A 23,159-nucleotide genomic window follows, 5' to 3' on the forward strand; every position below is an offset into this window, starting at 1 on the left:
GGTGCCCGACTGCTTGGGCTGGCGCTGCGCCTTGCGGTAGCTGTTGATGAAGGTGTTGGTGAGGATCCGGTAGAGCCAGGCCTTGAGGTTGGTGCCCTCCTGGAACTGGTGGAAGGACCCGTAGGCCTTGGCGTAGGTCTCTTGGACGAGGTCCTCGGCGTCGGCGGGGTTCCGGGTCATGCGCAGCGCCGCCGAGTAGAGCTGGTCGAGGTACTGCAGCGCGTCCCGCTCGAAGCGGGCGTTGCGCTGCTCGTCGGTCTCGGGGGAGGGCTGGCTCATCGCCGACGATGCTATCCCCCGGGCGGCGGCGCCCCCGCCCGCTGCTCCTGGCCACTCGGGTGCGGACCCGACGCTCCCGTCGGGTCGCCCGGTCGCCGGGGCGAGTGCATACATCTGGTACGGACCTCCTGCGGCTGCATCTACGGGTACGTCGGTGGCAGTACTCCCGCACAACCTCCGCTGCGCCACCAGGATTCCCCGGCTCAGGATGTCCGGCCCAGCACCCCGCGCAGCCACCGCCTCGTGTGGTCGACGACCAGACCGACCGCCTCCTGCGACGTCAGGGGCGCCGCCTTGGCGACCCGGAACGAGTGGTCGGCGTGCGGCACCGCCCGCAGCAGGGTCCCCGCCGGCAGCGTCTCGGGGAACTCGTCAGCCCCCCCGAACGGGTCGCGACCCCCCTGGATCACCAGGGTCGGCACCCCGGCGGCGGTGAGCTCGCCGAACCGGCTCTTGTCGCTGCCCGGCGGGTGCAGCGGGAAGGCCAGCGCCAGGCAGCCGTCGGCTCCGAGGGAGACGGCGGTGCGGCAGGCCACGCGGGCGCCGGCCGACCGGCCGCCGACCAGCAGCCGCCCCGTCACGTCCAGCGTCGGCACGACGGCGAGCCACGCCCGGTCCAGCGTCGGCGGCGGCGCGGCCACCTTGCGCCCGGCGACCCGCCAGGGCTGCTCCACCCGCACGACGGTGATCCCCTCGGACGGCAGCACCCGGGCAAGGGCGCGCAGGTCGGGGGTCTCGACCCCACCTCCGGCCCCGTGGCCGAGCACAAGGGTCGCCCTGGGGTGCGCCGCGGCGGCAACGTGGACCCGCGCGATGCCGACGGGCGTCTCGACCGCGGTCAGAACAGCTCCACCTGCTCGTCCTCGGACTCCCCCTCGGCAGGCAACGGGTCGACCAGGTCGGGCCGGTTGTTGCGCACGTTGTTGACGTCGGTGGACACCGGGTAGGCGAGCAGCCGGCCGGGCGCGGCCGGCACGAGCAGCCCGGCCAGCTCGTCCGGGTCGTCGTTGGCCGGGTCGAGCCACGCGCCGTACCGCGCCGGCTCGACGAGCAGCGGCATCCGGTCGTGGATCCGGCCGAGGTCGTCCGGTGCCGTCGTGGTGAGCACCGTGCACGTCCACAGCCACGGGTCGGTGCCCTCCGGGGCGTCCTTGTCCTTCCACAGCTCGTACAGGCCGGCCATGGCCATCACGCCACCGTCCTTCGGCCGCATGAAGAAGGGCTGCTTGTGCCCCTTGTCGCCGTACCACTCGAAGTAGCCGTCGGCCGGGAGCAGGCAGCGCCGCTTCGCGAACGCCCGCTTGTACGCGGGCTTCTCCGCCACCGTCTCCATCCGCGCGTTGATCATCCGGTTGCCGATCTTGGGGTCCTTGGCCCACGACGGGACGAGACCCCACCGGACCACGCGCAGCTGGCGCGCGGGCAGGGACTCCGGCTCTTCGCGCGGGGCTCGCTCTACCACGGCGTAGACGTCCTGAGTAGGGGCCACGTTGTAGCTGGGGGGCAGCGCCTGCTCCGGCTTCTCGACGAGCTCGAACTCCTCGACGAGGTCGTCGGGGTTCCGGCTCGCGGCATAGCGTCCGCACATGCCCGCCAGCCTGCCAGAGGGTTGATGACCCGGCAGGTCGGGCAGGGACGCAGGCATGACGGTCGTACGTCGCCTCGCGCGTCCCCTCCTGTCCTCGATGTTCGTCACCGGCGGACTGGACTCGCTGCGCACCGCCGCGCAGAAGGCTCCGGCGGCCGCGGACGTCGCAGCGCCGATCGCCCGGCGGGTGCCCTACCTGCCGGAGGACCCCGAGAGCCTTGTGCGCATCAACGGTGCCGTGCAGGTCGTGGCGGGCTCGATGCTGGCGCTCGGCCGGTTCCCGCGGCTCTCGGCCGCCCTCCTGGCCGGCAGCCTGGTGCCCACCACCCTGGCCGGGCACCGGTTCTGGGAGGAGCAGGACGAGACGAAGCGGGCGCAGCAGCGGATCCACTTCTTCAAGAACCTCAGCATGCTCGGCGGCCTGATCCTCGCCGCCGTCGACACCGAGGGCCGGCCCGGCCTGGCCTGGCGGGCCCGGCACGCCGGTCATCACGCCGCTGCCGGCACCCGTCGCACCCGGCGGGCGGCGAAGCGCAACGCACGGCTCGCTGCCCACGACGCGCGGCACGCGCTCCCCGTCTGACGGGCGCCGCAGGCCGCGGCCGCCGCACTACGATTCGCGGCGTGAGCGGGCGATGACGCGGGAGGCAGCCGCCTGGCCGGCGCCGGTGGCTGCCGGTCCGGTGGTGGCGACCGTCTCGCTGCCCGGGTCCAAGTCGCAGACCAACCGCGCGCTCGTCCTCGCAGCGCTGTCGCACCAGCCCTCGCAGCTCGTCGCGCCGTTGCGCAGCCGCGACACCGAGCTGATGGTGACCGGCCTGCGTGCGCTGGGCACCGACGTGGACGCCACCGGCGACGACTGGTCGGTCCGGCCCGCGCCGCTGCACGGCCCGGCGGGCGTGGACGTCGGCAACGCCGGGACCGTGATGCGCTTCCTGCCACCGGTGGCCGCCCTGGCGACCGGCCCGGTGCGCTTCGACGGCGACCCGCGCGCCCGTGAGCGGCCCCTCGCTCCGGTCATCGGCGCGCTGCGCGACCTCGGGGTCGAGGTCGAGGCGAGCGACGACCGGCTGCCGCTGACGGTGCACGGGCGCGGCTGGGTGCTCGGCGGGAGCGTCGAGATCGACGCCTCGACGTCGTCGCAGTTCGTGTCGGCACTGCTGCTCGCCGCCCCACGGTTCGCCGACGCGGTCGAGGTGCGTCACGTCGGGGGGCGGATCCCGTCCGGCGCGCACATCGACATGACGGTCGAGATGCTGCGCGCGGCGGGCGCCATCGTGGAGCACGTCGACGACACGACCTGGCGGGTCGAGCCGGGTCCGCTGCGGGTCGGCCGGCACGTCGTGGAGCCCGACCTGTCCAACGCGGCCGCCTTCCTCGCCGCGGCGGTGGTGACCGGTGGCAAGGTGACGGTGCCCGGCTGGCCGCTGCGCACCACGCAGGCGGGTGACGCGCTGCGCCACCTGCTGCCGAGGCTCGGCGCCACCGTCGAGCTTGACGAGGCCGGCCTGACCGTCACCGGGCCGGGCCGGGTCCTCGGTGCCGACCTCGACCTGTCCGACGTCGGTGAGCTCGCCCCGGTGCTGGCCGCGGTCGCCGCCCTCGGCGACGGGCCCTCGACGTTGCGTGGCATCGGTCACCTGCGGCACCACGAGACCGACCGGTTGGCCGCGCTGTCCCGCGAGATCGGCGTGCTGGGGGGCGACGTGCGCGAGACCCCCGACGGGATCGAGGTGCGCCCGCGCCGGCTGCACGGGGGCCGGTTCGAGACCTACGAGGACCACCGGCTGGCCACCGCGGCCGGCGTGCTGGGGCTGCGCGTCCCCGGCGTCGAGGTGGTCGACGTGGCGACGACCGCCAAGACGCTACCGACGTTCGTCGCGCTGTGGGAGCAGATGCTGACGGCCCCTTCGGTGGAGGGCAGGCGCGGGTGACCCCGGCGTGAGCCCCAGCAGGCGCTCGCGGGACCTGGATGAGGACGACGTCCGGGTCCGCCCGTCCCGGGGGTCGCGGCCGCGCACCAAGGAGCGCCCGGCGCACGACTCGGCCGTCACCGGCGTCGTCGTCACCGTGGACCGCGGCCGGTGCACCTGCCGGGTCGGCGACGCCGAGGTGACAGCGATGAAGGCCCGCGAGCTCGGCCGGCGCAGCGTGGTCGTCGGCGACCGGGTCGACCTGGTCGGCGACGTGAGCGGGCGGGCCGACACGCTGGCGCGCGTCGTGCGGGTGCAGCCGCGACGGTCCACGCTGCGCCGGACCGCGGACGACACCGATCCGGTCGAGCGGGTGCTCGTCGCCAACGCCGACCAGCTCGTCGTGGTCACTGCGCTCGCCGACCCGACGCCGCGTACCAGGCTGATCGACCGGTGCCTGGTGGCGGCCTACGACGCCGGGCTCCGGCCGCTGCTCTGCCTGACCAAGCCCGACCTGGCACCTCCCGACGAGCTGCTCTCGACCTACGGTGCCCTCGACGTCGACCACGTCGTCGTCCGCAAGGGACAGCCCCTCGACCACCTGGTCTCCCACCTCGCCGACCGGACCAGCGTGCTGGTCGGGCACTCCGGCGTCGGCAAGTCGACCCTCGTCAACGCCCTCGTCCCCGGTGCCGGTCGAGCCACCGGCGGCGTCAACGCGGTGACCGGCCGCGGCCGGCACACCTCCTCGTCGGCCGTCGCCCTCGCACTGCGCGGGGGCGGCTGGGTCATCGACACCCCTGGCGTCCGCAGCTTCGGGCTGGCCCACGTCGACTTGTCGCGCGTCATCGGGGCGTTTCCCGACCTCGAGCCCGGCACCGAGGACTGCCCGCGGTCGTGCAGCCACGACGAGCCGGAGTGTGCCCTGGACGACTGGGTCGCGAGCGGGCACAGCGACCCGGCACGACTGGCGTCGCTGCGACGGCTGCTGCGCAGCCGCGACGAGGAGGAGGAGCCGGACCGGGGTCCGCCCGACCGGTCGATGCCGGACCAGCCGGCTCCGGACTAGCTGCAGGCGTCGGAGCCGATGGTGCAGCTCCACACCGCGGTCGAGCCCAGGTGGCCCGCGCGGACGACGGTCGCCCCGGCCAGCAGGGCGGCCACGACGGCGAGCCCGGCCACGAGCGCGGCGGCGGTGCCCGCACGCCTCCGGCGGGTCAGCAGGACCAGCAACCCGGCGAGCACCCACATGGCGATCGTCGGCCAAAGGACGAGGCCCGCCACCTCCTGGTGATCCTCGATCTGCCGGGCGACGACCCCGCCCGCGTCGATCCGCTCCTCCAGCCGCTCGCCGGATCGCGTGGCCACCGGCACCATCACGAGGGCGGCGGTCGACAGCAGCAGCACGAGCACGCCGTACCGCTCACGCCATCGCGGGACCAGGCTGATCGCCACCACGCCGAGCGCCGAGAGCGGGACGAGCACCACGACCGCGTGCACGACGAGGGGGTGCACGGGCAGACCGAGGACGGTGTCGAACATGGCGTCACCCTTTCACTCACCCCCGGAACGGGGCGGCCGTGCAGCGGGTTCCGCGCGCGTCGCGCTCCGGCTAGAGTTCGACGGTTCCGCCGGTCCGCCAGTAGCTGCCCTCGGCCCGGGCCAGGAAGCCCTCGTCGACGAGGTAGCGGCGCAGCGCGGCGTAGTCGGCGAAGAAGGCCGCGAGCATGGCGTTGACGTCGGGCTCCGGGTAGCGCACGCCCGGCTCGAAGACGCGGGCGACGTGGTCGAGGACGACGAGCCGCTTCGACCGGACCGCCGGCATGGTCTCGATCCGGCCGTACGGCATGAAGGTGCGCAGCACGGAGCTCACCCGGTCGTCGGCCGTGCCGTGGTCGACCGAGGTGCGCGGCTCGGCCGCCGCCATCACGGCCTCGCGCAGCCGCTCCGGGCGGGCGACCCAGCTGCCGCCCGCGTGGTCCACGAGGCCGGCCGCCTGCAGGGTGGTCAGCGCCCGGAGCGCGTCGCGCTCCGGCAGCGTCGCGCGCCGGGCCACCTCGGACGTCGCGGTGGCCCCCAGCAGGACCGCGGCGAAGGCGCGCAGCCGCGACTCCTCCGCGAGCGCGCTGAGCAGGTCTGGCGCCGGGCTCACCCCGACGTGGCGACCGGTCGCGAGGAGAGGCGGGTGCGCAGGCGCGCCCGGTGCCGCTCGACGCCCCGGGTGTGCTGGGCGTACTCCGGCCACCTCGCCGCCGGGTGGGCGAGCCAGGCCTCGCAGACCGACAGCGCGGGTCCCGGCTCGCCGGAGCGCTCGAGGAGCACCGCGGCCCGCTCGTAGGTGTAGGGGGTGTCGACCTCGACGGCGACGCCGTGCAGCAGCGTCTCGAGCTCGCGCAGGTCGGACCGGGGCAGCCGGGCGGCGAGCTTGTCGGCCAGCGGCGTCCCGGTCAGGGTCCACCCGTCGATGCTGAAGCGAGGGACCGGGATCGCGGCCGGCTCGATCTCGCTGACGACCGCGCGACGACGGAACAGCGGCATCGGCGCCTCCCGGTCGCTGCGCTGGAGCTTCGAACCTTGATCGAAGTATGCGGCGTGGAGCGGTCCCCGGACCAGGGACTTGTACGGTTCGTTACATGACGGCGTACGACGACGACCTCCGACTGGCGCACGTCCTCGCCGACACCGCCGACTCGCTGACCATGTCGCGGTTCCGGGCCCAGGACCTGGTCGTCGAGACGAAGCCCGACCTGACGCCGGTGTCCGACGCCGACAAGCGGGTCGAGGAGGCCATCAGGTCGACGCTCGCCCGGGCCCGCCCGCGCGACGCGGTGCACGGCGAGGAGATGCCCGACACCGGCCACGGCCCCCGGCGCTGGGTGCTCGACCCGATCGACGGCACCAAGAACTTCGTCCGTGGGGTGCCGGTGTGGGCCACCCTGATCGCGCTGATGGACGGTGACGAGGTCGGCGCCGGACTGGTGTCGGCCCCCGCGCTGGGCCGGCGGTGGTGGGCCGCCTCCGGGTCCGGCGCCTACACCGGCAAGAGCCTCTCGTCGGCGACCCGGATGCAGGTCTCGCGGGTCGACCAGCTGGCCGACGCCTCGCTGTCCTACTCGAGCCTGTCCGGGTGGCGCGACCTGGGCCGCGAGGAGGCCTTCCTCGGCCTGACCCGCGACCTGTGGCGGACCCGCGCCTTCGGCGACTTCTGGTCGTACATGCTGGTCGCGGAGGGCGCTGTCGACCTGGCCGCGGAGCCACAGGTCGCCCTGCACGACCTGGCCGCCCCGGCGATCGTGGTGACCGAGGCGGGGGGCCGCTTCACCTCCCTGGACGGGGCGGACGGCCCGGCCGGTGGCACGGCGGTCGCGACCAACGGGCTGATCCACGACGAGGTGCTGCAGCGGCTCGGGTCCTAGCGGCACGAACCCGTCAGGTCAGGGCGGCAACCTGGCTGTTGCCCTCCGCGAGGTCGGCGCGCCGCAGGTGCCGGATGCTCGGCACGCACAGGGCGGCGAGGGTGGCGACGAGCACCACCAGCCCCGCGCCGACGATCGTCGGGCGCACTCCGACCGCGGCGGAGACCGGCCCGGCCAGGATCTGGCCGATCGGGATGAACAGCAGCGACCCGAACCAGTCGTAGGCGTAGACCCGGCTGAGCCGGTCCTGCGGGATGTTGGACTGCATGGACACGTCCCACGCGACCGCGAAGGTCTCCAGCCCGACGCCTGCGACGAGGGCGGCCGCCGCCAGGGTGAGCACGTGCGGCTGCAGGCCGAGCAGCAGCATCAGCGGCACCTCGAGCAGCACCGTCGCCGTCCCCACGTACAGCGGCCGGGACCAGGTGCTGTGCAGGGCGATCACGCCGCCGGCCACCATGCCGACGGCCGTCGCGGCGAGCACGGCGCCCCACGCCGCCCGGCCGATGGTCTCGTCGGCGACCACCGGTCCCAGTGTCTGCACCGCAGCGGCGTGGGCCGCGTTGACGAAGGCGAACACGACGACCACGACCCAGAGCCAGGTCCGGGAGCTGAACTCGGTCCAGCCGGCGCGCAGGTCGGTCAGCGTGCTGCTCCGCTCCAGCCGCTCCGTGCGCTCGATCCGCAGCCGCGACAGAAGTGCCGCGCCGACCAGGTAGAGGACGGCGTCGATCGCGAAGGCCCACCCGGGACCGGCCGCCGCGACGAGCAGGCCGGCACCGGCGGCTCCGGTGATGAACGCGCCGTTGTGGGTCAGGCGCACCAGCGCATTGGCCTGCTGGAGGTGGGCCGCCGGGACGGTCTGCGGCGTCAGCCCGGACGCGGCCGGGAAGAGGAAGGCGCTCGCGGAGCCGTTGACCACCTCGATCACGGCGAGCATCCAGATCTCCGCACCGCCGGTGAGCAGCAGCACCGCCACCAGGGCCTGGGTCGAGGCCCCCACGATGTTGGCGGCAACGAGGACCAGGTGCCGGGGCAGCCGGTCGGCCAGCACACCGCCGAACAGGATCAGGACGACCGTCGGCACCGCGCGGCAGGCCAGGACCAGTCCCAGCTGCGACGGGGTGCCGCCGAGGTCGAGCACCGCGAAGGCGAGCGCGATCGGCGCGATCGCGTGGGCCAGGTTGTCGGCCGACCGGCCGGCGAGGAGCAGCCGGAAGGTCGGGAAGCCCAGCGGGCGCAGCGCCTGGCGCCAGGTCGACCGGGTCATGACCCGGGGTCCATCTCGAACAGCGCCGTCGTCACGCTGACGTGCAGGACACCTTCCTCGCGCGGCGGCCGGGCGGCCCGGTGCAGCCCGGTGATCGCGTCGACGACCTGGGCGACGGCGGCGGCCCAGTCGTCCTCGCGTACCCACAGCTCCGCGTCGCTGGCAGCACCCTTCTTGCCGAGCTCACGCCGGGTGGACCGGCGCACCAGCTCGGCGGCCAGGGCCTGGTAGTAGACGGCGGCCGAGCGCGGGTCCGACGCGGTGGCCCCGGGGGCGTCGACGTCGTAGCGGTAGCGCTTGGCCTTGCCGCCGCGGACCGACTCCTCTTCGGCCAGGACCACCAGCCCTGCGGCGTGCATCTGGCGCAGGTGGTAGCTGGCGTTGGCGTGGCTGACGTCGAGCTCACGGGCCAGCTCGGCCGCGGACATCGCCGCGCCGGTCAGCAGCGACAGCATCCGCAGCCGCAACGGGTGGGCCATGGCGCGCAGCGACGACACCTCCGCCCGGTCAGCGACTCCCGAAGACATGTTGGGGAGTTTGCCGCGAGGCGGCTCCACTGTCAAGGACTCGTTGGGGAGTCGCGGACGTGCCGCGCCGGTCCGCCTCGCCGTCCGGTCAGGAGCGGGCGGCGGTCCTCCGGCGGTACGCCGTCAGCACGACTGGGCCGGCCAGCACCGCGGCGAGGTCGAACCAGCCGTAGCCGCCGGCCGCTCCCGAGGGCGGGTTGCCGATGCTCACCAGGCCGGTCGGGTCGCGCTGCTGCCACTCCCAGGTGCCCAGCCAGGTGCCGAGCAGCTCGAGGTAGGTGACCACGACGAACGCGCCGACGTACAACGACCGGGACCGCCCCCAGCACAGGAAGCCGACGAGGCAGAGATACCAGAAGGCGCCGAGGGCGTCGGGTCGGTCGTGCAGCAGCAGCCCCCAGGCCGCGTAGGCGCCGCCCACGACCACCGTGGCCGCCACCAGGACCGGCAGGCGGGCCCGCAGCCAGGCGCTGCGCCCCATGGCCAGCGCGCACAGATAGACCAGGCCGTGCCCCGGTGGCACGAACGCCGGCACGTTGCCGAGCCGGTAGACGTAGACCTCGAGCAGCGGGGAGAACGTGTACTCGACCGCCGTCGCGAAGGCCACGACGACCGCGACCTGGGCCCGGACCAGCGGGGTCTCGCGTCGCAGCAGGGCCAGCAGGAGGACCCAGGTCCCGAGGCCAAGGGCGCGCTGCCACCAGATGCCGGCACCGCGGTCGAGCAGCAGCACGAGCGGCACCCAGGTCATCGTCAGGACCACCGGCGGGTCGAGCCGCAACCCGGTCGGCACCGCGGCCACCGCGGCGCGCCGGACGCGCGTCGCGCGCAGGGCGTCGACGCGGTCGCGGACCAGGACCTGCGCGCTCATCACCGCCGAGTATGTCAGCGGCCCCTGCCGCAGCCGGCGACGTCGCGAGGTGGTCGTCCACGGGTCGGCGCGGCGCTTGTGGACCGCCAGCGCGGGCGAGCAGGATGGAGGTCACCGCTCCGGCCCGAGGAGGCGCTCCGATGCAGGTCCGCGACGGCATGAGCAGCGAGGTCCTGACTGTGGGCCCGGACCACACGCTGCGCGCGGCCAGCCGGGTGATGGCGGCCCGCAAGGTGGGCGCGGCCGTGGTCCACGACCCCGACGGCGAGGGCGTCGGCATCCTGACCGAGCGCGACGTCCTGGCGTCGGTCGGAGCCGGAGAGGACCCGGACAGCGAGCGGGTCCGCGACCACGTGTCGACCGACCTGGTCTACGCCGCGCCGTCCTGGACCCTCGAGCAGGCGGCCGACGCGATGGTGCGCGGCGGCTTCCGGCACCTGGTCGTCCTCGATTCGGGCGAGGTCGCGGGCATCCTGTCGGTGCGCGACATCGCCCGCTGCTGGGCCGCGGAGCGCGGCGCCAGCGACGAGCTGGTGGGCTGAGCCCAGGGGTCAGCCGGCCCCGTCGGTCGGGTCGCCCTGGCCGACCTTGACCGACTCGTCGTCGCTGCCGCTGGCGCGCCGAGGACCGGCGTGACCCTCCTCCGGCTCCCTCTCCTTGGCGCGCAGCAGGATGGCCGAGATCGCCAGGACGAGCACCAACAGGCCGAGCACTCCGACCTCGATCATCGCGTGGGTGAACTTGTCGTCCTTGCCGACGTAGTCGGCGGCCTCGACGGAGAGAACGATGATCTCCTTGATCGAGGCGATGATCCCGACGATCAGGAACGGCTCGGCGACGACCTCGCGCCGGCCGAGGATCACCCGCACGGCGAACAACAGCTCCACGACGATGAACACCAGGAGCAGGGTGTCGAGCACCGACAGGACGACCTCGCTGGCCGCGGTCCCCTCGTTGAGGTGCGTGAGGCCGCGGCCGGCGGAGATCAGCAGCGCGCCGGCGGCCACCGAGAGGATGACGGCGATGCCGACGTAGATCGCGTCCTCGGTGATCGCGAGCAGCGCGTTGCCGATGCGCACATAGCGCGGCGGCCGGTCGTCGCCGGAGGAGCCGCTGCCGGTCGAGTCGGCTCGGGCCACGTCGTCGCGGACTGCGCCACCAACGGCGTTGAGCCCGTGTGAGTCGGGCACGTCGGCGTCCGCTTTCAGGCGACGTGCGAGACGGGCTGCCGGAGCCGGCCCTGCCGGGCCCTGCGAGCCGGGGGCCTCGGCAGCAGGTCGACGAACAAGGCGTCACCGCAGAGCACGCACACCAGCTCCGGGCAGTCGGCGCCGTGCCCGTCGCGGCAGTCGGGCTGCTCGAACGCCGACTCGGTGGCGCAGGTCGAGCACCATCGGAAGAGGTCGGTCGTCGTCATGCCCCGAGCGTCGCACCGGGGCCGGACACAACCCCGCAGGCCGCGCGGCGTGTCGTGGTTTGTCGACAATCGACCCCCGGTCTGGCGCAAGCCCCCCTGCGCGACGATCATTGGCCCATGCCGCAGAGCATCTGGAAGGGCTCGATCTCGTTCGGCCTGGTGTCGATCCCGATCCGCCTGTTCTCCGCGACCGAGGAGAAGGACATCTCCTTCCGCCAGGTCCACCGGGAGGACGGCGGCCGGATCCGCTACAAGCGGGTCTGCTCAGTGGACGGGGAGGAGGTCCCCTACAGCGACATCGCCAAGGGCTACGAGCTGCCCGACGGCGAGATGGTCGTGCTCGACGACGACGACTTCGCCAACCTCCCGATCTCGTCCTCGCGGGCGGTCGAGGTGCTCAGCTTCGTGCCGGCCGAGCAGATCGACGCCGTGCAGATGGGCAAGCCCTACTACTGCGACCCCACCGGCGACGCCAAGCCGTACGTCCTGCTGCGCGACGCCCTCGAGAACGCCGAGCGGGTCGCGATCGTCAAGGTCGCCCTGCGCCAGCGGGAGCGGCTGGCGGTGCTGCGCCCGCGCGAGGGCGTGCTCGTCATGCAGACCCTGCTCTGGCCCGACGAGGTGCGCGCCGCCAAGCTCGACTTCCTCGACGAGGACGTGACCGTCCGCTCGCAGGAGCTGACCATGGCCGAGTCCTACATCTCGGCGCTGTCCGCCGACTTCGACCCGGGCGAGTTCTCCGACCACTACCGCGAGGCGCTCGAGGAGGTCATCGAGGCGAAGGTCGCCGGCCGCGAGGTCGTGACGCCGGAGGAGCAGCCGGAGGCCAGCGGACAGGTCGTCGACCTGATGGAGGCGCTGCGCCGGAGCGTGGCCGAGGCCAAGTCGCGTCGCGGCGAGACCGGCGGGGCGGGCGCTGCCGAGCCCGCCGCGTCGAAGTCCGCCAAGGCGCCGGCCAAGAAGACCGCTGCGAAGACAGCGGGTGCCTCGGCCGAGAGCACGGGGAAGAAGGCCGCGAAGGCACCGGCGAAGAAGGCGGCCACCAAGAGCGCGAAGACCGCCAAGGCCAGCAAGAAGCCGGCCAAGAAGACCGCTGCCCGCAAGAGCGCCTGAGCCGACGGCCCAGATGACCACCGGGAGCCATGGCGTCGTCGGCGGGGTCCGCTGAGCACCGGCGGAATGCCGCGCCCCCTCGCGGTTGCTGCAGTGGGCCATGACTGAGGCCCTCCAGATCCTGGCGCTCGTCTGCGCGGTCGCCGTGGTGGCGGCAGGAGCGCGGCGGCTGGGCCTGTCGGCACCACTGGTCCTGGTCGTCGTGGGTGTCCTGGCGTCGTACGTCCCCGGTGTCCCCGAGTACCACCTCGAGCCGGAGGTCGTGCTCCTCGGCTTCCTGCCGCCGCTGCTCTACGCCGCCGCGCTGCGCACCTCGCTGGTCGACGTGCGGGCCAACCGGCAGGCCATCGGCATCCTCGCCGTGGGTGCGGTGGCCTTCACGACCGTCGGCGTGGGACTGGTCGCCTGGTGGGTGGTGCCCGGCGTGAGCATCGCGGCCGCCTTCGCCCTCGGCGCGGTGGTCTCGCCGCCGGACGCCGTGGCGGCCACGACCATCGCCCGGCGGGTCGGCATGCCGAGGCGCATCGTGTCGATCCTCGAAGGTGAGAGCCTGCTCAACGACGCGACGGCGCTGGTCGCCCTGCGCACCTCGGCCATCGCGATCACCGCGTCGGTGACGGTGCTCGAGGTGTCGTGGGAGTTCGTCGTCGCGGCGGGCGGCGGGATCGTGGCCGGCCTGGCCGTGGCGGCCGCACTCGCCGCGGCCCGCCGGAGGGTGCAGGACCCCGTGCTCGACACGACGGTGTCCCTCGTCGCGCCGTTCATCGCCTACCTGGCTGCCGAGAGCTTCCACGGCAGCGGCGTCCTGTCGGTTGTGATCGTCGGCCTGGTCCTCGGGCACAAGGCCCCGGCGCTGCAGTCCGCGTCCTCGCGCCTCGCCGAGCAGACGAACTGGCGCACCATCACCTTCGTCCTCGAGAACGCCGTGTTCCTGCTGATCGGCCTGCAGGTGTCACAGGTCGTACGTCGCGCGACCGAGGGCGAGCTGAGCCCGACCCGGCTGGCGGTCATCTGCGGCGTCGTCCTGCTGGCGACGCTGGTGACCCGCATCGTCTGGGTGTTCGCGGCGACCGCCGCCTACCGGTTCGGCCCGGCCAAGATGCGCGCCGCGGCGTGGAGCTGGAGCCACGCCACGCTGGTGTCGTGGGCGGGGATGCGCGGCGTCGTGACCCTGGCCGCGGCCTTCGTGCTGCCCGAGGAGACACCGCACCGCGACGTGCTGGTGCTGGCGGCGTTCGCCGTGGTGGGCGGCACCCTGCTCCTCAACGGCACCACGCTGCCCTGGCTGGTGCGCCGGCTGGGCGTCGTCGGCCCGGACCCGGCCGAGGACGCGCTGGAGGAGGCGGCACTGCTGTCCAAGGCGACCCGCGCCGGGCTGGACCGCCTCGAGGAGCTCAAGCAGGACGGTGACGACCCGCACGTCATCGAGCGGCTCGAGGAGCGGGCCCGCAGCCGCGCCGACGCGGCGTGGGAGCGGCTGGGCGCCCCGAGCGACCAGGAGACGCCGAGCGAGACCTACCGGCGGCTCCGGCAGGAGATGCTCGACGCGGAGCGCCGGGTCGTCCTGCACGCGCGCGACATGGGCAAGGTCGACGACGAGGTCCTCCAGGACGTCATGAACCTCCTCGACACGGAGGAGTCGCTGCTCGACCGGCTCGAGGACAAGGGCACCGACGTGGAGCGCGAGCTGGTCGCCAAGGTCGAGCGGGTGCGGGCCTGCGTGCACCTCACCGAGGCGCCGGTCGCGGTCAAGCCCACGTCGCCCGAGGGTTGCGAGGAGTGCCTGCGCGACGGCACCAGGTGGGTCCACCTGCGGCTGTGCCTGGCCTGCGGGCACGTGGGCTGCTGCGACTCGTCACCGCAGCAGCACGCGACCAAGCACTTCCACGAGACCGGGGACCCGGTGATCCGCAGCTTCGAGCAGGGCGAGGGCTGGCGCTGGTGCTTCGTCGACGACCGCCTCGGCTGAGCTGGCTCGCCGATCGGTCGCGGGGTCGCAGGGACCCACCGCTCCGTGTGGACGGGCACGCCCGACCGGCGCATCGTGGGAGGGGCCCCTCCGCGGGGGCGGGCTGGACACGGACGGGGATTCACGATGACAGCACCGACTTCCGATCTCTGCGCGCTCGACAACCCGGTGGCACAGCAGCTGCTCACCTCCCGGCAGGTGGCGCGACTGGCCTACACCTGGTCCGACGGCACTCCGCGGGTCGTGCCGATCTGGTTCCACTGGAACGGCGAGGCGGTGGTGATGGGCACGCCGCCCCGCGCACCGAAGCTGAAGGTCCTGCCCACTCGTCCCGAGGTCGCCGTCACGATCGACGACGAGGGGTCCTGGCCCTACCGGGCACTGCTGCTGCGGGGCACCGCCCAGGTCGAGGCGCTCCAGGACGTGTCGCCGGAGTACGCAGCTGCGGCTCGACGCTACTTCGGCAACGACCAGGCCGAGCAGTGGCTCGCCCAGCTACGGGGCCAGCCCATGACCAACGTCGTCGTCCGGCCGACGTGGGCCTGCGTGCTCGACTTCGTCACCCGCCTGCCGAGCGCCCTGACCCCGTCCTGACCACGCCGTGATCGCCCTACCGAGCCGGCCTTTCACGCGGTGACGACGAGATCTGCCCGCTCCCGAGTGCTCCGGACCAGCGCGGCGTTCGGCTCGTCCACCGTGGCCACCCAGGAAGCTGCGGCGTCGTGCGACTTGCCGAACAGCTCGTGCCGAGCGACCAGGCGACGTACCCGCTCCTCGTCGTCGACCTCGACGAACCACGTCTCGGTCAGCACCTCCGTGAGGTCGCGCCAGCCCGGCCGGTCGAGGAGCAGGTAGTTGCCCTCGGTCACGACGAGCCGCACGGCGGGCCCGACGGCGACGGCGCCGGCGAGCGCCTGCTCGAGGTCGCGCTCGAAGACCGGGCCGTAGACGGTGCGCCCCTCGGCCGGGTCGAGCAGCCGACGGAGCAGCGCGACGTACCCGTCGACGTCGAAGGTCTCCGGCGCCCCCTTGCGATCGCGCAGGCCCAGCCGGTCCAGCTGACGGTCGGCCAGGTGGAAGCCGTCCATCGGCACGTGCGCCACGGCGTCGTCGCCCAGCGCGGCGCGGGTGGCCCCGACCAGGTGCTCGGCGACCGTCGTCTTGCCGGCCCCGGGGCAGCCGACCAGGCCGAGCAGCGCCCGGCCCCCGGCGCACAATGCGACCGCGCGGTCGACCAGGTCGCCGTGCACTAGAGGTCCTTCGCGAACGACCGCGACAACGGCGAGTCCCGGTAGTGCCCGAAGCCGTCGGTCGGCAGGTAGCCCGCCGACTCGTAGAGCGCGATCGCCTCGGGCTGCGCCGTCCCGGTCTCGAGCACCACCCGGGTCGCCCCGCGGTCCCGGGCCCAGTCCTCCAGGGCGGTGAGCATCCGCCGGGCGTGCCCGCGGCGCCGGTGCTCGACCCGGACGAACATCCGCTTCACCTCCACCGCACCGTCGTCGTGCCGGCGCAGGCCCGCGCAGCCGATCGTCTCCCCGCTGACGAGCGCCACCAGGAAGGTGCCGTCCGGCGCCGCGAACTCGGCCGGGTCCACGCGGGTCTCGTCCCGACCGCCGTAGCGCCGCACGTACTCCTGCTGCACCTCGGCGACCAGCGCCTGCGACTCCGGCGATTCGAACGCCCGCTCCTCGTAGGTGACCTCGGCGTCGACCGGTAGCACCCGGCGGACGAGCGCGTCGACCTCGTCCCGGACCGCCGAGGTCAGCTCGCCGGGGTCGGGCACCAGGTTGTGGTCGGCCGCGACCCCGACCGTGACGTCACCCGCGTAGCTCAGGATGCTCACCCCCAGCCCGACCGAGCCGGCCTGCGGCACCCAGAAGACGACGCGGGTCACCCGAGCGTCGGCCAGCCACACCGGCTCCCGCGGGCCGGGGACGTTGGTGACCACGGCGCTCGACTTGGAGCCGAGCAGCCGCACCGCCAGCCGGTGACCCCACGACGGCAGCGCGCCGACGACGGTCAGCAGCGCGAAGGTCGACGCCGCCTGCGCCGCGCCCTTGACCCGGCCAATCCGCTCGTGCACCGCGTGCACCCGGGCGACGACGTCGGGCTCGGCTACCGGCAGCCGCAGGAACACCAGGCCGAAGCGGTTGCCCAGGCTGGCCGGCACCGGCTCGCCACGCGGTCGCAGGTCCACCGGCACGAAGATCCGCAGGTCGTGCGGCCGGTCGCCGTGCGCCATCAGGTGAGAGCGCAGCGCGCCGGCAGTGACGGCGAGCAGTACGTCGTTGACCGTGACGTCGAGCGCGGCCGCGAGCCGCTTGACCAGCCGCAGGTCGATCGGGTCGCACCACGCCGCCACCTTGCGGGTGCCGATCCGGCCGCTGAGCCGGGTGCGCGGGTCACGGCTGGCGAAGACCAGCGACAGCCCGGTCGCCACCACCCGCCAGGTGAAGCGGACCGCCCCGACCGCCTGCCGGATCCCGTGCGGCAGCACGTCGATGCCAGTCACCTCGGCGACGTCCTGCGTCCCGTCGGTCACCCGGCGCACCAGCCCGGGCCGTCGCGGGTCACGCAGGTCGGTGGTCGCGGCCGGCACCTGTGCCGGTAAGGCCCCCGGCGATGTCTCCGGCGATGTCTCCGGCGATGTCTCCGGCGATGACTCCGGCGGTGTCTCCTGTGATGGCGCCGGCTGGTCGTCGGTCAGCGACAGCAGCACGCCCGCCAGCGCGATGCCGTCGGCGATGCAGTGGTGCAGCCGGGCCACGAGCGCCGTCCGCGGGCCGTCGCCGCCCTGCACCGAGACGACCTGCAGCTGCCACGGCGGTCGGGTCATGTCCAGGGGCCGGCCGAGCAGGTCGCTGACCAGCGCGGCGAGCCCGTCGTCCCCGGTGCACTCGCCGCCGTCCACCAGGTGGCGGTCGAGGTCGAAGTCCGGGTCGTCGGTCCAGACCGGCTGCTCGAACGGCGTGCGGGTGGGCAGCGCCCGCATCGAGAACTTGGGGTAGGGATCGAGCAGACGCTTGCGGACCACCTCGGCCAGCCGCTCGCGGTCGACCGGCTCGTCGAGCCACAGCACACCGGTGACCATCATCAGGTTGTCCGGAGCGTCCATGCCGAGCCACGCGGCGTCGACGTTGGACATCCGCATCGGCGGCGTCACTGGTAGCGGCTCCCGTAGCGCCGCTCGCGACGGTCCGCGGCGCGAGCCCTGGCCCGGCGGAAGCGTCGGGCGAAGGGCCGGGCCAGGTCGGCGGCCCCCACCAGTCCGGCCTGGTTACCCAGGGCGGCCTGGACGATCTCGGCCTCCGGCCGGTAGCGCCGACCGGTCAGGGTGCGCTGGAAGCTCTCGCGGGCCGGCCCCAGCAGCAGCACGCCGGCCTCCGACACCCCTCCCCCGACCACGAACGACCCCGGGTCCAGGGCGGCGGCCAGGTTGGCGATGCCGACCCCCAGCCAGTGGCCGACCTCCTCGAAGAGCTCGATCGCGGCCGGGTCGCCGGCCCGCGCCACCTCGGTGACCAGCGGCCCGGTGAGCAGCGTCGGGTCGCCGTCGACCCGTTCGAGCAGCGCGTGCGCCATCGGCGACCCGGAGGCGGCCAGCTCGCGCGCCTCGCGGACCAGGACGTTGCCCGAGGCGTACTGCTCCCAGCAGCCCCGGTTGCCGCACTCGCAGCGCCGGCCCTGCGGCACGACCTGCATGTGGCCGAACTCGCCGGCCACGCCGTACCGGCCGCGCTGCAGGGTGCCGTTGGTGAGGATCGCGCCGCCGATGCCGGTGCCGAGGTTCACGCACACCGCGTGGGTCGCGCCGCGGGCCGCCCCGAAGCGCCACTCCCCCCACAGCGCGGCGTTGGCGTCGTTCTCGACCACCACCGGCAGCCGGAGCCGGCTGCTGATCGCCTCACGCAGCGGTTCGTCCCGCCAGGACAGGTGCGGCGCGAAGAGGACGTGCGAGCGGGTCGCGTCGATGAAGCCGGCCGCGCCGATGCCGACGGCGTGGACGTCGTGCCGCTTCGTGAGGTCGAGCACCGCGTCGACGATGGTGTCCTCGACCACGTCCGGCGTCGTGCTGCGGTGCGGGGTGTCACGGCGTACGACGTCGATGACCGCCCCGGTACGGTCGACGACACCGGCCGCGACCTTGGTGCCGCCGATGTCCACGCCGACGGTGAGCAGCTGCGAGCTCAGCGAGCTGACCCGCATCGGCCGGGCCGACTCGTCCCGCGGCGGGCGACCGAGCAGGGTAGGTCGTCGCTCGGTCACCTCGGCAGCGTACCGACGGGCTCAGACCGCGCTCGCCGCCTGCCGGGCGATGTCCAGCGACGCCTTCTGCAGCCCCGGCGCGAGCACGTGCACCTGCACGACCTCGTCGCCCTTGCGGAAGAGCACGATGCCGTGGTCGCTGTCGTCCTGCGCCGCGTCGCCGATGCCGGCGAGGTGAGGGCCGATCGTGCCGGGCAGGAAGAACTCCGCGCCGTGCCAGGCGCTGACGGTGAGCCGGCCCTCGTCGAGCACCGGGCTCTCGAGCGGGAAGACGAAGTCGCAGGTCCGGCCGCGGAACTGCTCGGTGGCCGGCCCGTCCACCGAAACGTCGGTGCCGAGGGCCGCCCCCAGGTCGGCGGCGCTGACCAGTGCGCAGGGGTCGAGCGTGTCCGACCCGGCGGGCGCGGCGGCCGAGCCGGCGGCTTCAGCGACGTCGTCGGCGGCGGGCGACGGGGACGGGTCGGACCCGCCGCAGGCGGTGAGGGTCCCCAGCGCCAGGGCGGTGGCGGCGATGGACAGGTGGGCAGAGCGGAGGCGTGTTGTCGTCATGACCCTGAGCGTGCGTCCCCGGTGACCGGGCGACGAGAGTAGTGACTACCCAGCTGTCCGACCTGCCTGCCTGCCCCTGAGTCTCGGTCGTACGGGAATACCGCCCCGGTGCCGGTCCTTGGCACCCCTCGTGGACCCACGCCCGCAGACCGTCAACACGCGCGAGGTCATGGCCGTCCTGATCACGGCCTGCGTCTCGTTCTCCCTCGCGCAGACCGTCGTCATCCCGGCCATCCCGGCCATCGCGGCCGAGGTGGGCGCCTCGACCGCGGCGACCTCCTGGCTGCTGACCGGCTTCCTGCTCTCGGCGTCGGTCTCCACGCCGATCGTCGGCAAGCTCGGCGACGTGCACGGCCGCGGCCGGGTGCTGGCCGTCGTCCTGCTGATCTTCACGGCCGGCGGGGTGGTCAACGCCTTCGCCGACTCGCTCGGGGTGCTCGTCGCCGGCCGGGTGCTCCAGGGTGTCGCGGGCGGGGTGTTCCCGCTGGCGTTCGGCATCGTGCGCGACACGTTCCCCCGGGAGCGGGTCCCGCACGCGCTGGGCATCGTCAGCGCGGTGTTCGGGATCGGCGGCGGGATCGGGCTGCCGCTATCGGGCGTGATCCTCGACCACGGCGACGTCTCGATGATCTTCTGGGTCAACCTGGTAGCCCTCCCGGCCGCCGTGGCGGCGTGGCGGGTCATCCCCCGGGGCCCGGTCGCCGCCAGCGCCCGCATCGACTGGCTCGGCGCCGGGCTGCTCTCGGTCGCGCTCACCGCCCTGCTGCTCGGCGTGAGCCAGTCCGGCAGCTGGGGCTGGGGCTCCGCACGGACGATCGGTCTGCTCGTCGTCGGGGTCGCGGTGCTCGGCGTCTGGGTGGTCACCGAGGCGCGGGTGCGCGAGCCGCTGATCTCCATGGCCGTGCTGCGCCGGCCGGTCGTCGCGGCCACCAACCTGGCCGGGCTGCTGGTCGGGGTCTCGATGTTCGCCAGCTTCCTGGCCATCCCGCAGTTCGCCCAGGCTCCGGAGTCCGCCGGCTACGGGTTCGGCGCCTCCGTCACGGCGGCCGGCCTCCTTCTTGTGCCGGTGGCTGCGGCGCAGCTGCTGACCGGGGCGTTCGTCGGCCGTCTCGAGGGCCGCTTCGGCTCGCGCGTCGTCCTCGCCGCCGGGACCGGTCTCGCCGCGGTGGCCTTCGCGGGCATGGCCGCGGCGCACGCCCATCCGTGGCACTTCGTGGTGCTCGGCGCGCTGTTCGGCGCCGGGCTCACCCTGTCGCTGGCCTCGATGGCCAACCTCGTCGTCGGCGCCGTCGACCAGAGCGAGGTGGGCATCGCGTCCGGCATCAACACGGTCACCCGCACCGTGGGCGGGTCGTTCGGGGCCGCCGTCGCGTCGGCCATCCTGTCGACCCACACCATCCCGGGCAGCCCGCTCCCGACCGAGGGTGCCTACGCCGCCACCTTCGCCTTCTCCGCGGCGGCCGCGCTGCTGGCCCTGGTGGCCACCCTGCTGATCCCGCGGGCCGGTTCGCCCCGGGCCTGGCACGTCGCGGACGAGGCGGTCGAGCCGGCCGCGGCCTGATCCGGACCGCGGCCACGACGGTCAGGCGGCCGTCGCGACCCCCACGACGACGGCGACGAGGACCAGGACGAAGGCCACCGCGAGGAGCAGCGGCGCGATGCCGGCGGGCGGCTTGATGTCCTGGCGCTTCTCCGGGATGTGACGCACGACGGGTCCTCTGCTCGGCTGACGTGTCCGACGGGCTTCTGTCCCCGATCCGCGGGCGGATGCCTCCCCGAGGGTCCGCTTCAGCGGGCCAGCTCGCCCGACGCGTTGAGCCCGTCCACGACCGGCACCACGTCACCGATGTCCACGAAGTCCACTGCCAGGATCGTCGGTGCCCGGCCGCGCTCGGTCCGGCACTGGGCGATGCGGCGCTCCAGCTCGTCGATGGTGTTGGCCACCCGGGCGTTGGCGATCGGCGACGAGGTGTTGCTGATCCAGTGGTTGACCAGGAAGAGCGGCTTGTCGGTGCCGCCGCGCGCCGGCTCGCACGCGAAGGCCTCGGCGCTGGGCCAGTCGTACGGCGTCTCCTCCGCGATCGCGTAGAAGTCAGGCATCCACGGCAACTCGCCGCCGTGGTTCTCGCTCGTGACGACGAGCGTGCGCCCCGACTCGACCAGGTCGCGCAGCAGCGGCAACGGCTCGTCCACCGAGAGCGGCCAGACGCGGTCGAGGACGCCCGCCTGCTCGAACACCTTCTCGGTCTCCGCCGCGGTCAGGTAGTCCTGCAGGATCAGCACGACGACCTGCTCCGGGTTCTGCGCCAGGTAGTCGTCGATGCCCTGCAGCGACTCGATCAGGTCGGTGGCGCCGAGCTCGCAGTAGCCGTGGCAGAGGTAGGCCCGCACGTCGTCGCCCTCGTCCGGGACGGCTCCGGCGGTGACGGAGAGCCGCGCGAGCGCGGCACGACTTTCGGCGGTGAGCTCGTCCTCGGCGGCCGCCAGGGTCTCCTTGCGACGGATGTCCGTCCGCACCACCCCTCCGCTGCGCCAGCCGGGGTAGACGTCGAGCATCAGCGCGTGCACGCCGGAGGCCAGCTGACCGACGACGCTGAGCCGCTGCTCGGCGAGGAACCAGCCCGGAGCCGCGGTCGTGGCCATCGCGTTGTGGCTGCCGGCCAGCGCGACCTGGTCCAGCCGGCGGTCGCACAGGTCGATCGACCCGTTGCAGCCGTTGTGATCGGGGTCAGCGACCGGCGGGTCGGGCACAGTCGCGTCGGGCAGCAGCGCCGCGGTCGCGACGGTCGCGACCACCACCACCACCGTCACCACGGTCAGAGCTGCGGTGCTGAAGCCCCGGACGGCGCCCTGCACCGGACCGGTCGAGCGGCCGCGGTCGAGCAGCCTCGTCAGCTCTCCCAGGACGATGAGCACGGCGACCGCGCCGAGGACCAGTCCGGCCAGCCGGGCCAGCACGGTCAGCGCGTCGAGCGGAGCGGCGAGCAGCCACCAGGACAGCAGGAGGGTGCCGGTCAGCACGACACCCTGTGCCAGCCGGTTGTCGTGCCACGCCGCGTAGCGGACCCGCACGTGCTCGGCCAGCACGGCGACGGTCGGCGGGCGGCTGCTCGTCGCCATCACGACCACGGCTCCGAGCACCAGGAGCAGTTCGGCCTCGGCCAGCAGCGGTGCGGTGAACGCGCGCACCAGCGACTCGACGGCGGCGGACACGTCCGCCGCGACCAGGCGACCGGCCTCCAGTCGGAGGAGGACGAGACCCACGCCGAGGACGGCTCCGGTCACCATCAGCCCGGTGCCGAGCCGGCGCAGCCCACGCCGGGGCGGACCGAGCAGGGCGACCGCGCCCGCGGAGCACGCCAGCCACAGCCCGAGGCAGACCCAGGCGATGGTGCGGGCCACGGGCAGCAGGTGCGCGGCGGCGACGATCACCGGGTTGTCGACGATCGCCACCACGGCGTCCGACGACGAGGTGATGGTGTCGGCCTGTTCGGGAGCTAGCGAGGGCAGGAGGAGCGGCGCCGCGTCGGCCAGTGCCAGCACCACCGAGTCGTCCCGGTCGGCCACCAGCTGCTCGTGCGCGGTGCGCACGGCGGCGTGGAACACCCCGGCGAACTGGTCGCTCTCCAGCACCGCGTCGGCCAGCCCGACGGCGACCGGGCGGGCGCTCGTGGCGAGCCGGGTGTCGGCGGCGAACCGGTCGACCAGCCGGTTGGCGAGCAGGTCGTTGACCTCGTCGTCGGCGAGCGCGGCCGTGGCGCGGTCGGCGAAGCCGCTCGAGCTGGCCAGACTGGAGTCGGCCCACGACGCGAGCAGGCCGACACCGGCGCTCACGGAGGCGAAGACGACGAGGAGCCAGCCGGCGACCGTGCGCCGTCGTGGGTGCGCGCCGTCCGTCACCCGCTCAGCATGGTGGAGATCGGCCCCGAAGGCACCGGACTCGGTCATGTCCGGGACGCCGCATGCAGCTGTCTGCCAGGT

The 23,159-nt window shown here is 73.9% G+C and carries 25 protein-coding genes and 1 pseudogene; 9 read left to right on the forward strand and 17 right to left on the reverse strand.

Going from position 1 to position 23,159, the window contains the following annotated elements:
- The 3 genes and pseudogenes from VK640_11220 to VK640_11230 form a co-directional block, all read right to left on the reverse strand.
- Positions 1 to 249 (reverse strand): annotated as a pseudogene (locus VK640_11220) (sigma-70 family RNA polymerase sigma factor).
- A gap of 233 nt (positions 250 to 482) precedes the next feature.
- Positions 483 to 1,046 (reverse strand): alpha/beta family hydrolase, encoded by a 564-nt coding sequence (locus VK640_11225; GenBank protein HTE73754.1) that lies wholly within the window; start codon positions 1,044 to 1,046, stop codon positions 483 to 485.
- 71 nt (positions 1,047 to 1,117) lie between these two features.
- Complete coding sequence (locus tag VK640_11230; GenBank protein HTE73755.1) at positions 1,118 to 1,867, reverse strand: SOS response-associated peptidase; 750 nt, start codon at positions 1,865 to 1,867, stop codon at positions 1,118 to 1,120.
- 55 nt (positions 1,868 to 1,922) lie between these two features.
- Between VK640_11230 and VK640_11235 the strand changes: the two genes are divergently transcribed.
- From VK640_11235 to rsgA, 3 genes are read left to right on the forward strand one after another with little or no spacing between them, the layout of a single operon-like run.
- Positions 1,923 to 2,450 (forward strand): DoxX family protein, encoded by a 528-nt coding sequence (locus VK640_11235; GenBank protein ID HTE73756.1) that lies wholly within the window; start codon positions 1,923 to 1,925, stop codon positions 2,448 to 2,450.
- Between the two features lie 52 nt (positions 2,451 to 2,502).
- Positions 2,503 to 3,801, forward strand: coding sequence for a 3-phosphoshikimate 1-carboxyvinyltransferase (gene aroA, locus VK640_11240; protein ID HTE73757.1), 1,299 nt, complete (start codon positions 2,503 to 2,505; stop codon positions 3,799 to 3,801).
- A gap of 7 nt (positions 3,802 to 3,808) precedes the next feature.
- Positions 3,809 to 4,849: a ribosome small subunit-dependent GTPase A gene (gene rsgA, locus VK640_11245; GenBank protein HTE73758.1), complete on the forward strand. Its 1,041-nt coding sequence runs from the start codon at positions 3,809 to 3,811 to the stop codon at positions 4,847 to 4,849.
- On the opposite strand, the gene VK640_11250 is transcribed toward rsgA, so the two are convergent.
- From VK640_11250 to VK640_11260, 3 genes are all read right to left on the reverse strand, one after another.
- The gene (locus VK640_11250; protein HTE73759.1) at positions 4,846 to 5,322 is read right to left on the reverse strand and encodes a DUF2231 domain-containing protein; all 477 of its coding nucleotides are present in this window, start codon (positions 5,320 to 5,322) and stop codon (positions 4,846 to 4,848) included. The genes rsgA and VK640_11250 overlap by 4 nt on opposite strands.
- A gap of 70 nt (positions 5,323 to 5,392) precedes the next feature.
- Positions 5,393 to 5,932 carry a DUF2087 domain-containing protein gene (locus VK640_11255; GenBank protein HTE73760.1) on the reverse strand — a complete coding sequence of 180 codons (540 nt, stop codon included), beginning with the start codon at positions 5,930 to 5,932 and terminating at the stop codon, positions 5,393 to 5,395.
- On the reverse strand, positions 5,929 to 6,318 hold the full coding sequence (locus tag VK640_11260) for a hypothetical protein (GenBank protein ID HTE73761.1): 390 nt from the start codon (positions 6,316 to 6,318) through the stop codon (positions 5,929 to 5,931). Before VK640_11260 ends, VK640_11255 begins: the two co-directional genes overlap by 4 nt.
- Before the next feature lie 95 nt (positions 6,319 to 6,413).
- Here VK640_11260 and hisN point away from each other — a divergent pair, with 95 nt between their 5' ends.
- A complete protein-coding gene (gene hisN, locus VK640_11265; GenBank protein ID HTE73762.1) occupies positions 6,414 to 7,196 on the forward strand; it encodes a histidinol-phosphatase in 783 nt (260 codons plus the stop codon).
- Between the two features lie 13 nt (positions 7,197 to 7,209).
- On the opposite strand, the gene VK640_11270 is transcribed toward hisN, so the two are convergent.
- The 3 genes from VK640_11270 to VK640_11280 all read right to left on the reverse strand — a co-directional run bounded on the left by VK640_11270 (position 7,210) and on the right by VK640_11280 (position 9,864).
- The gene (locus tag VK640_11270) at positions 7,210 to 8,466 is read right to left on the reverse strand and encodes an MFS transporter (protein ID HTE73763.1); all 1,257 of its coding nucleotides are present in this window, start codon (positions 8,464 to 8,466) and stop codon (positions 7,210 to 7,212) included.
- Positions 8,463 to 8,993, reverse strand: coding sequence for a helix-turn-helix domain-containing protein (locus tag VK640_11275; GenBank protein HTE73764.1), 531 nt, complete (start codon positions 8,991 to 8,993; stop codon positions 8,463 to 8,465). The genes VK640_11270 and VK640_11275 overlap by 4 nt, the downstream gene beginning before the upstream one ends.
- Before the next feature lie 88 nt (positions 8,994 to 9,081).
- Entirely contained in the window at positions 9,082 to 9,864 is a 783-nt protein-coding gene (locus tag VK640_11280; GenBank protein ID HTE73765.1) for a hypothetical protein, read from the reverse strand.
- Positions 9,865 to 10,004: 140 nt separating this feature from the next.
- Here VK640_11280 and VK640_11285 point away from each other — a divergent pair, with 140 nt between their 5' ends.
- On the forward strand, positions 10,005 to 10,406 hold the full coding sequence (locus VK640_11285) for a CBS domain-containing protein (protein HTE73766.1): 402 nt from the start codon (positions 10,005 to 10,007) through the stop codon (positions 10,404 to 10,406).
- Between the two features lie 9 nt (positions 10,407 to 10,415).
- On the opposite strand, the gene VK640_11290 is transcribed toward VK640_11285, so the two are convergent.
- Both VK640_11290 and VK640_11295 read right to left on the reverse strand, forming a co-directional pair.
- Positions 10,416 to 11,054: a phosphate-starvation-inducible PsiE family protein gene (locus VK640_11290; GenBank protein HTE73767.1), complete on the reverse strand. Its 639-nt coding sequence runs from the start codon at positions 11,052 to 11,054 to the stop codon at positions 10,416 to 10,418.
- Positions 11,055 to 11,068: 14 nt separating this feature from the next.
- Positions 11,069 to 11,281, reverse strand: a complete 213-nt coding sequence (locus tag VK640_11295; protein ID HTE73768.1) for a hypothetical protein — start codon at positions 11,279 to 11,281, stop codon at positions 11,069 to 11,071.
- 117 nt (positions 11,282 to 11,398) lie between these two features.
- Between VK640_11295 and VK640_11300 the strand changes: the two genes are divergently transcribed.
- From VK640_11300 to VK640_11310, 3 genes are all read left to right on the forward strand, one after another.
- On the forward strand, positions 11,399 to 12,394 hold the full coding sequence (locus tag VK640_11300; protein ID HTE73769.1) for a Ku protein: 996 nt from the start codon (positions 11,399 to 11,401) through the stop codon (positions 12,392 to 12,394).
- 100 nt (positions 12,395 to 12,494) lie between these two features.
- Positions 12,495 to 14,363, forward strand: coding sequence for a Na+/H+ antiporter (locus VK640_11305; protein ID HTE73770.1), 1,869 nt, complete (start codon positions 12,495 to 12,497; stop codon positions 14,361 to 14,363).
- Positions 14,364 to 14,489: 126 nt separating this feature from the next.
- Positions 14,490 to 14,957: a pyridoxamine 5'-phosphate oxidase family protein gene (locus VK640_11310; GenBank protein HTE73771.1), complete on the forward strand. Its 468-nt coding sequence runs from the start codon at positions 14,490 to 14,492 to the stop codon at positions 14,955 to 14,957.
- Positions 14,958 to 14,989: 32 nt separating this feature from the next.
- On the opposite strand, the gene VK640_11315 is transcribed toward VK640_11310, so the two are convergent.
- From VK640_11315 to VK640_11330, 4 genes are all read right to left on the reverse strand, one after another.
- Positions 14,990 to 15,613 (reverse strand): nucleoside/nucleotide kinase family protein, encoded by a 624-nt coding sequence (locus VK640_11315; protein HTE73772.1) that lies wholly within the window; start codon positions 15,611 to 15,613, stop codon positions 14,990 to 14,992.
- Positions 15,613 to 17,526 carry a wax ester/triacylglycerol synthase family O-acyltransferase gene (locus VK640_11320; GenBank protein HTE73773.1) on the reverse strand — a complete coding sequence of 638 codons (1,914 nt, stop codon included), beginning with the start codon at positions 17,524 to 17,526 and terminating at the stop codon, positions 15,613 to 15,615. Before VK640_11320 ends, VK640_11315 begins: the two co-directional genes overlap by 1 nt.
- On the reverse strand, positions 17,523 to 18,569 hold the full coding sequence (locus tag VK640_11325) for an ROK family glucokinase (GenBank protein ID HTE73774.1): 1,047 nt from the start codon (positions 18,567 to 18,569) through the stop codon (positions 17,523 to 17,525). Before VK640_11325 ends, VK640_11320 begins: the two co-directional genes overlap by 4 nt.
- A gap of 81 nt (positions 18,570 to 18,650) precedes the next feature.
- Positions 18,651 to 19,178: a DUF3558 family protein gene (locus tag VK640_11330; GenBank protein ID HTE73775.1), complete on the reverse strand. Its 528-nt coding sequence runs from the start codon at positions 19,176 to 19,178 to the stop codon at positions 18,651 to 18,653.
- Positions 19,179 to 19,308: 130 nt separating this feature from the next.
- Here VK640_11330 and VK640_11335 point away from each other — a divergent pair, with 130 nt between their 5' ends.
- Positions 19,309 to 20,739 carry an MFS transporter gene (locus VK640_11335; GenBank protein ID HTE73776.1) on the forward strand — a complete coding sequence of 477 codons (1,431 nt, stop codon included), beginning with the start codon at positions 19,309 to 19,311 and terminating at the stop codon, positions 20,737 to 20,739.
- 21 nt (positions 20,740 to 20,760) lie between these two features.
- Here the strand turns inward: VK640_11335 and VK640_11340 are convergent, their stop codons facing one another.
- The gene (locus VK640_11340) at positions 20,761 to 20,886 is read right to left on the reverse strand and encodes a hypothetical protein (GenBank protein ID HTE73777.1); all 126 of its coding nucleotides are present in this window, start codon (positions 20,884 to 20,886) and stop codon (positions 20,761 to 20,763) included.
- An 80-nt stretch (positions 20,887 to 20,966) separates the two neighbouring features.
- Positions 20,967 to 23,078, reverse strand: coding sequence for a hypothetical protein (locus tag VK640_11345; protein HTE73778.1), 2,112 nt, complete (start codon positions 23,076 to 23,078; stop codon positions 20,967 to 20,969).
- Positions 23,079 to 23,159 lie beyond the last annotated feature (81 nt).

This window comes from Actinomycetes bacterium, assembly GCA_035489715.1.
Lineage (GTDB): Bacteria > Actinomycetota > Actinomycetes > JACCUZ01 > JACCUZ01 > DATHAP01.

Bases quoted from the DNA above. Each gene is read 5' to 3' on its own strand.
- VK640_11260 (HTE73761.1), bottom strand. From the start codon at position 6,318: ATGCCGCTGTTCCGTCGTCGCGCGGTCGTCAGCGAGATCGAGCCGGCC.
- aroA (HTE73757.1), top strand. From the start codon at position 2,503: ATGACGCGGGAGGCAGCCGCCTGGCCGGCGCCGGTGGCTGCCGGTCCG.
- VK640_11280 (HTE73765.1), bottom strand. From the start codon at position 9,864: ATGAGCGCGCAGGTCCTGGTCCGCGACCGCGTCGACGCCCTGCGCGCG.
- VK640_11230 (HTE73755.1), bottom strand. From the start codon at position 1,867: ATGTGCGGACGCTATGCCGCGAGCCGGAACCCCGACGACCTCGTCGAG.
- VK640_11285 (HTE73766.1), top strand. From the start codon at position 10,005: ATGCAGGTCCGCGACGGCATGAGCAGCGAGGTCCTGACTGTGGGCCCG.
- VK640_11295 (HTE73768.1), bottom strand. From the start codon at position 11,281: ATGACGACGACCGACCTCTTCCGATGGTGCTCGACCTGCGCCACCGAG.
- VK640_11330 (HTE73775.1), bottom strand. From the start codon at position 19,178: ATGACGACAACACGCCTCCGCTCTGCCCACCTGTCCATCGCCGCCACC.
- VK640_11300 (HTE73769.1), top strand. From the start codon at position 11,399: ATGCCGCAGAGCATCTGGAAGGGCTCGATCTCGTTCGGCCTGGTGTCG.
- VK640_11250 (HTE73759.1), bottom strand. From the start codon at position 5,322: ATGTTCGACACCGTCCTCGGTCTGCCCGTGCACCCCCTCGTCGTGCAC.
- VK640_11325 (HTE73774.1), bottom strand. From the start codon at position 18,569: ATGCGGGTCAGCTCGCTGAGCTCGCAGCTGCTCACCGTCGGCGTGGAC.
- VK640_11275 (HTE73764.1), bottom strand. From the start codon at position 8,993: ATGTCTTCGGGAGTCGCTGACCGGGCGGAGGTGTCGTCGCTGCGCGCC.
- VK640_11310 (HTE73771.1), top strand. From the start codon at position 14,490: ATGACAGCACCGACTTCCGATCTCTGCGCGCTCGACAACCCGGTGGCA.
- VK640_11270 (HTE73763.1), bottom strand. From the start codon at position 8,466: ATGACCCGGTCGACCTGGCGCCAGGCGCTGCGCCCGCTGGGCTTCCCG.
- hisN (HTE73762.1), top strand. From the start codon at position 6,414: ATGACGGCGTACGACGACGACCTCCGACTGGCGCACGTCCTCGCCGAC.
- VK640_11305 (HTE73770.1), top strand. From the start codon at position 12,495: ATGACTGAGGCCCTCCAGATCCTGGCGCTCGTCTGCGCGGTCGCCGTG.
- VK640_11235 (HTE73756.1), top strand. From the start codon at position 1,923: ATGACGGTCGTACGTCGCCTCGCGCGTCCCCTCCTGTCCTCGATGTTC.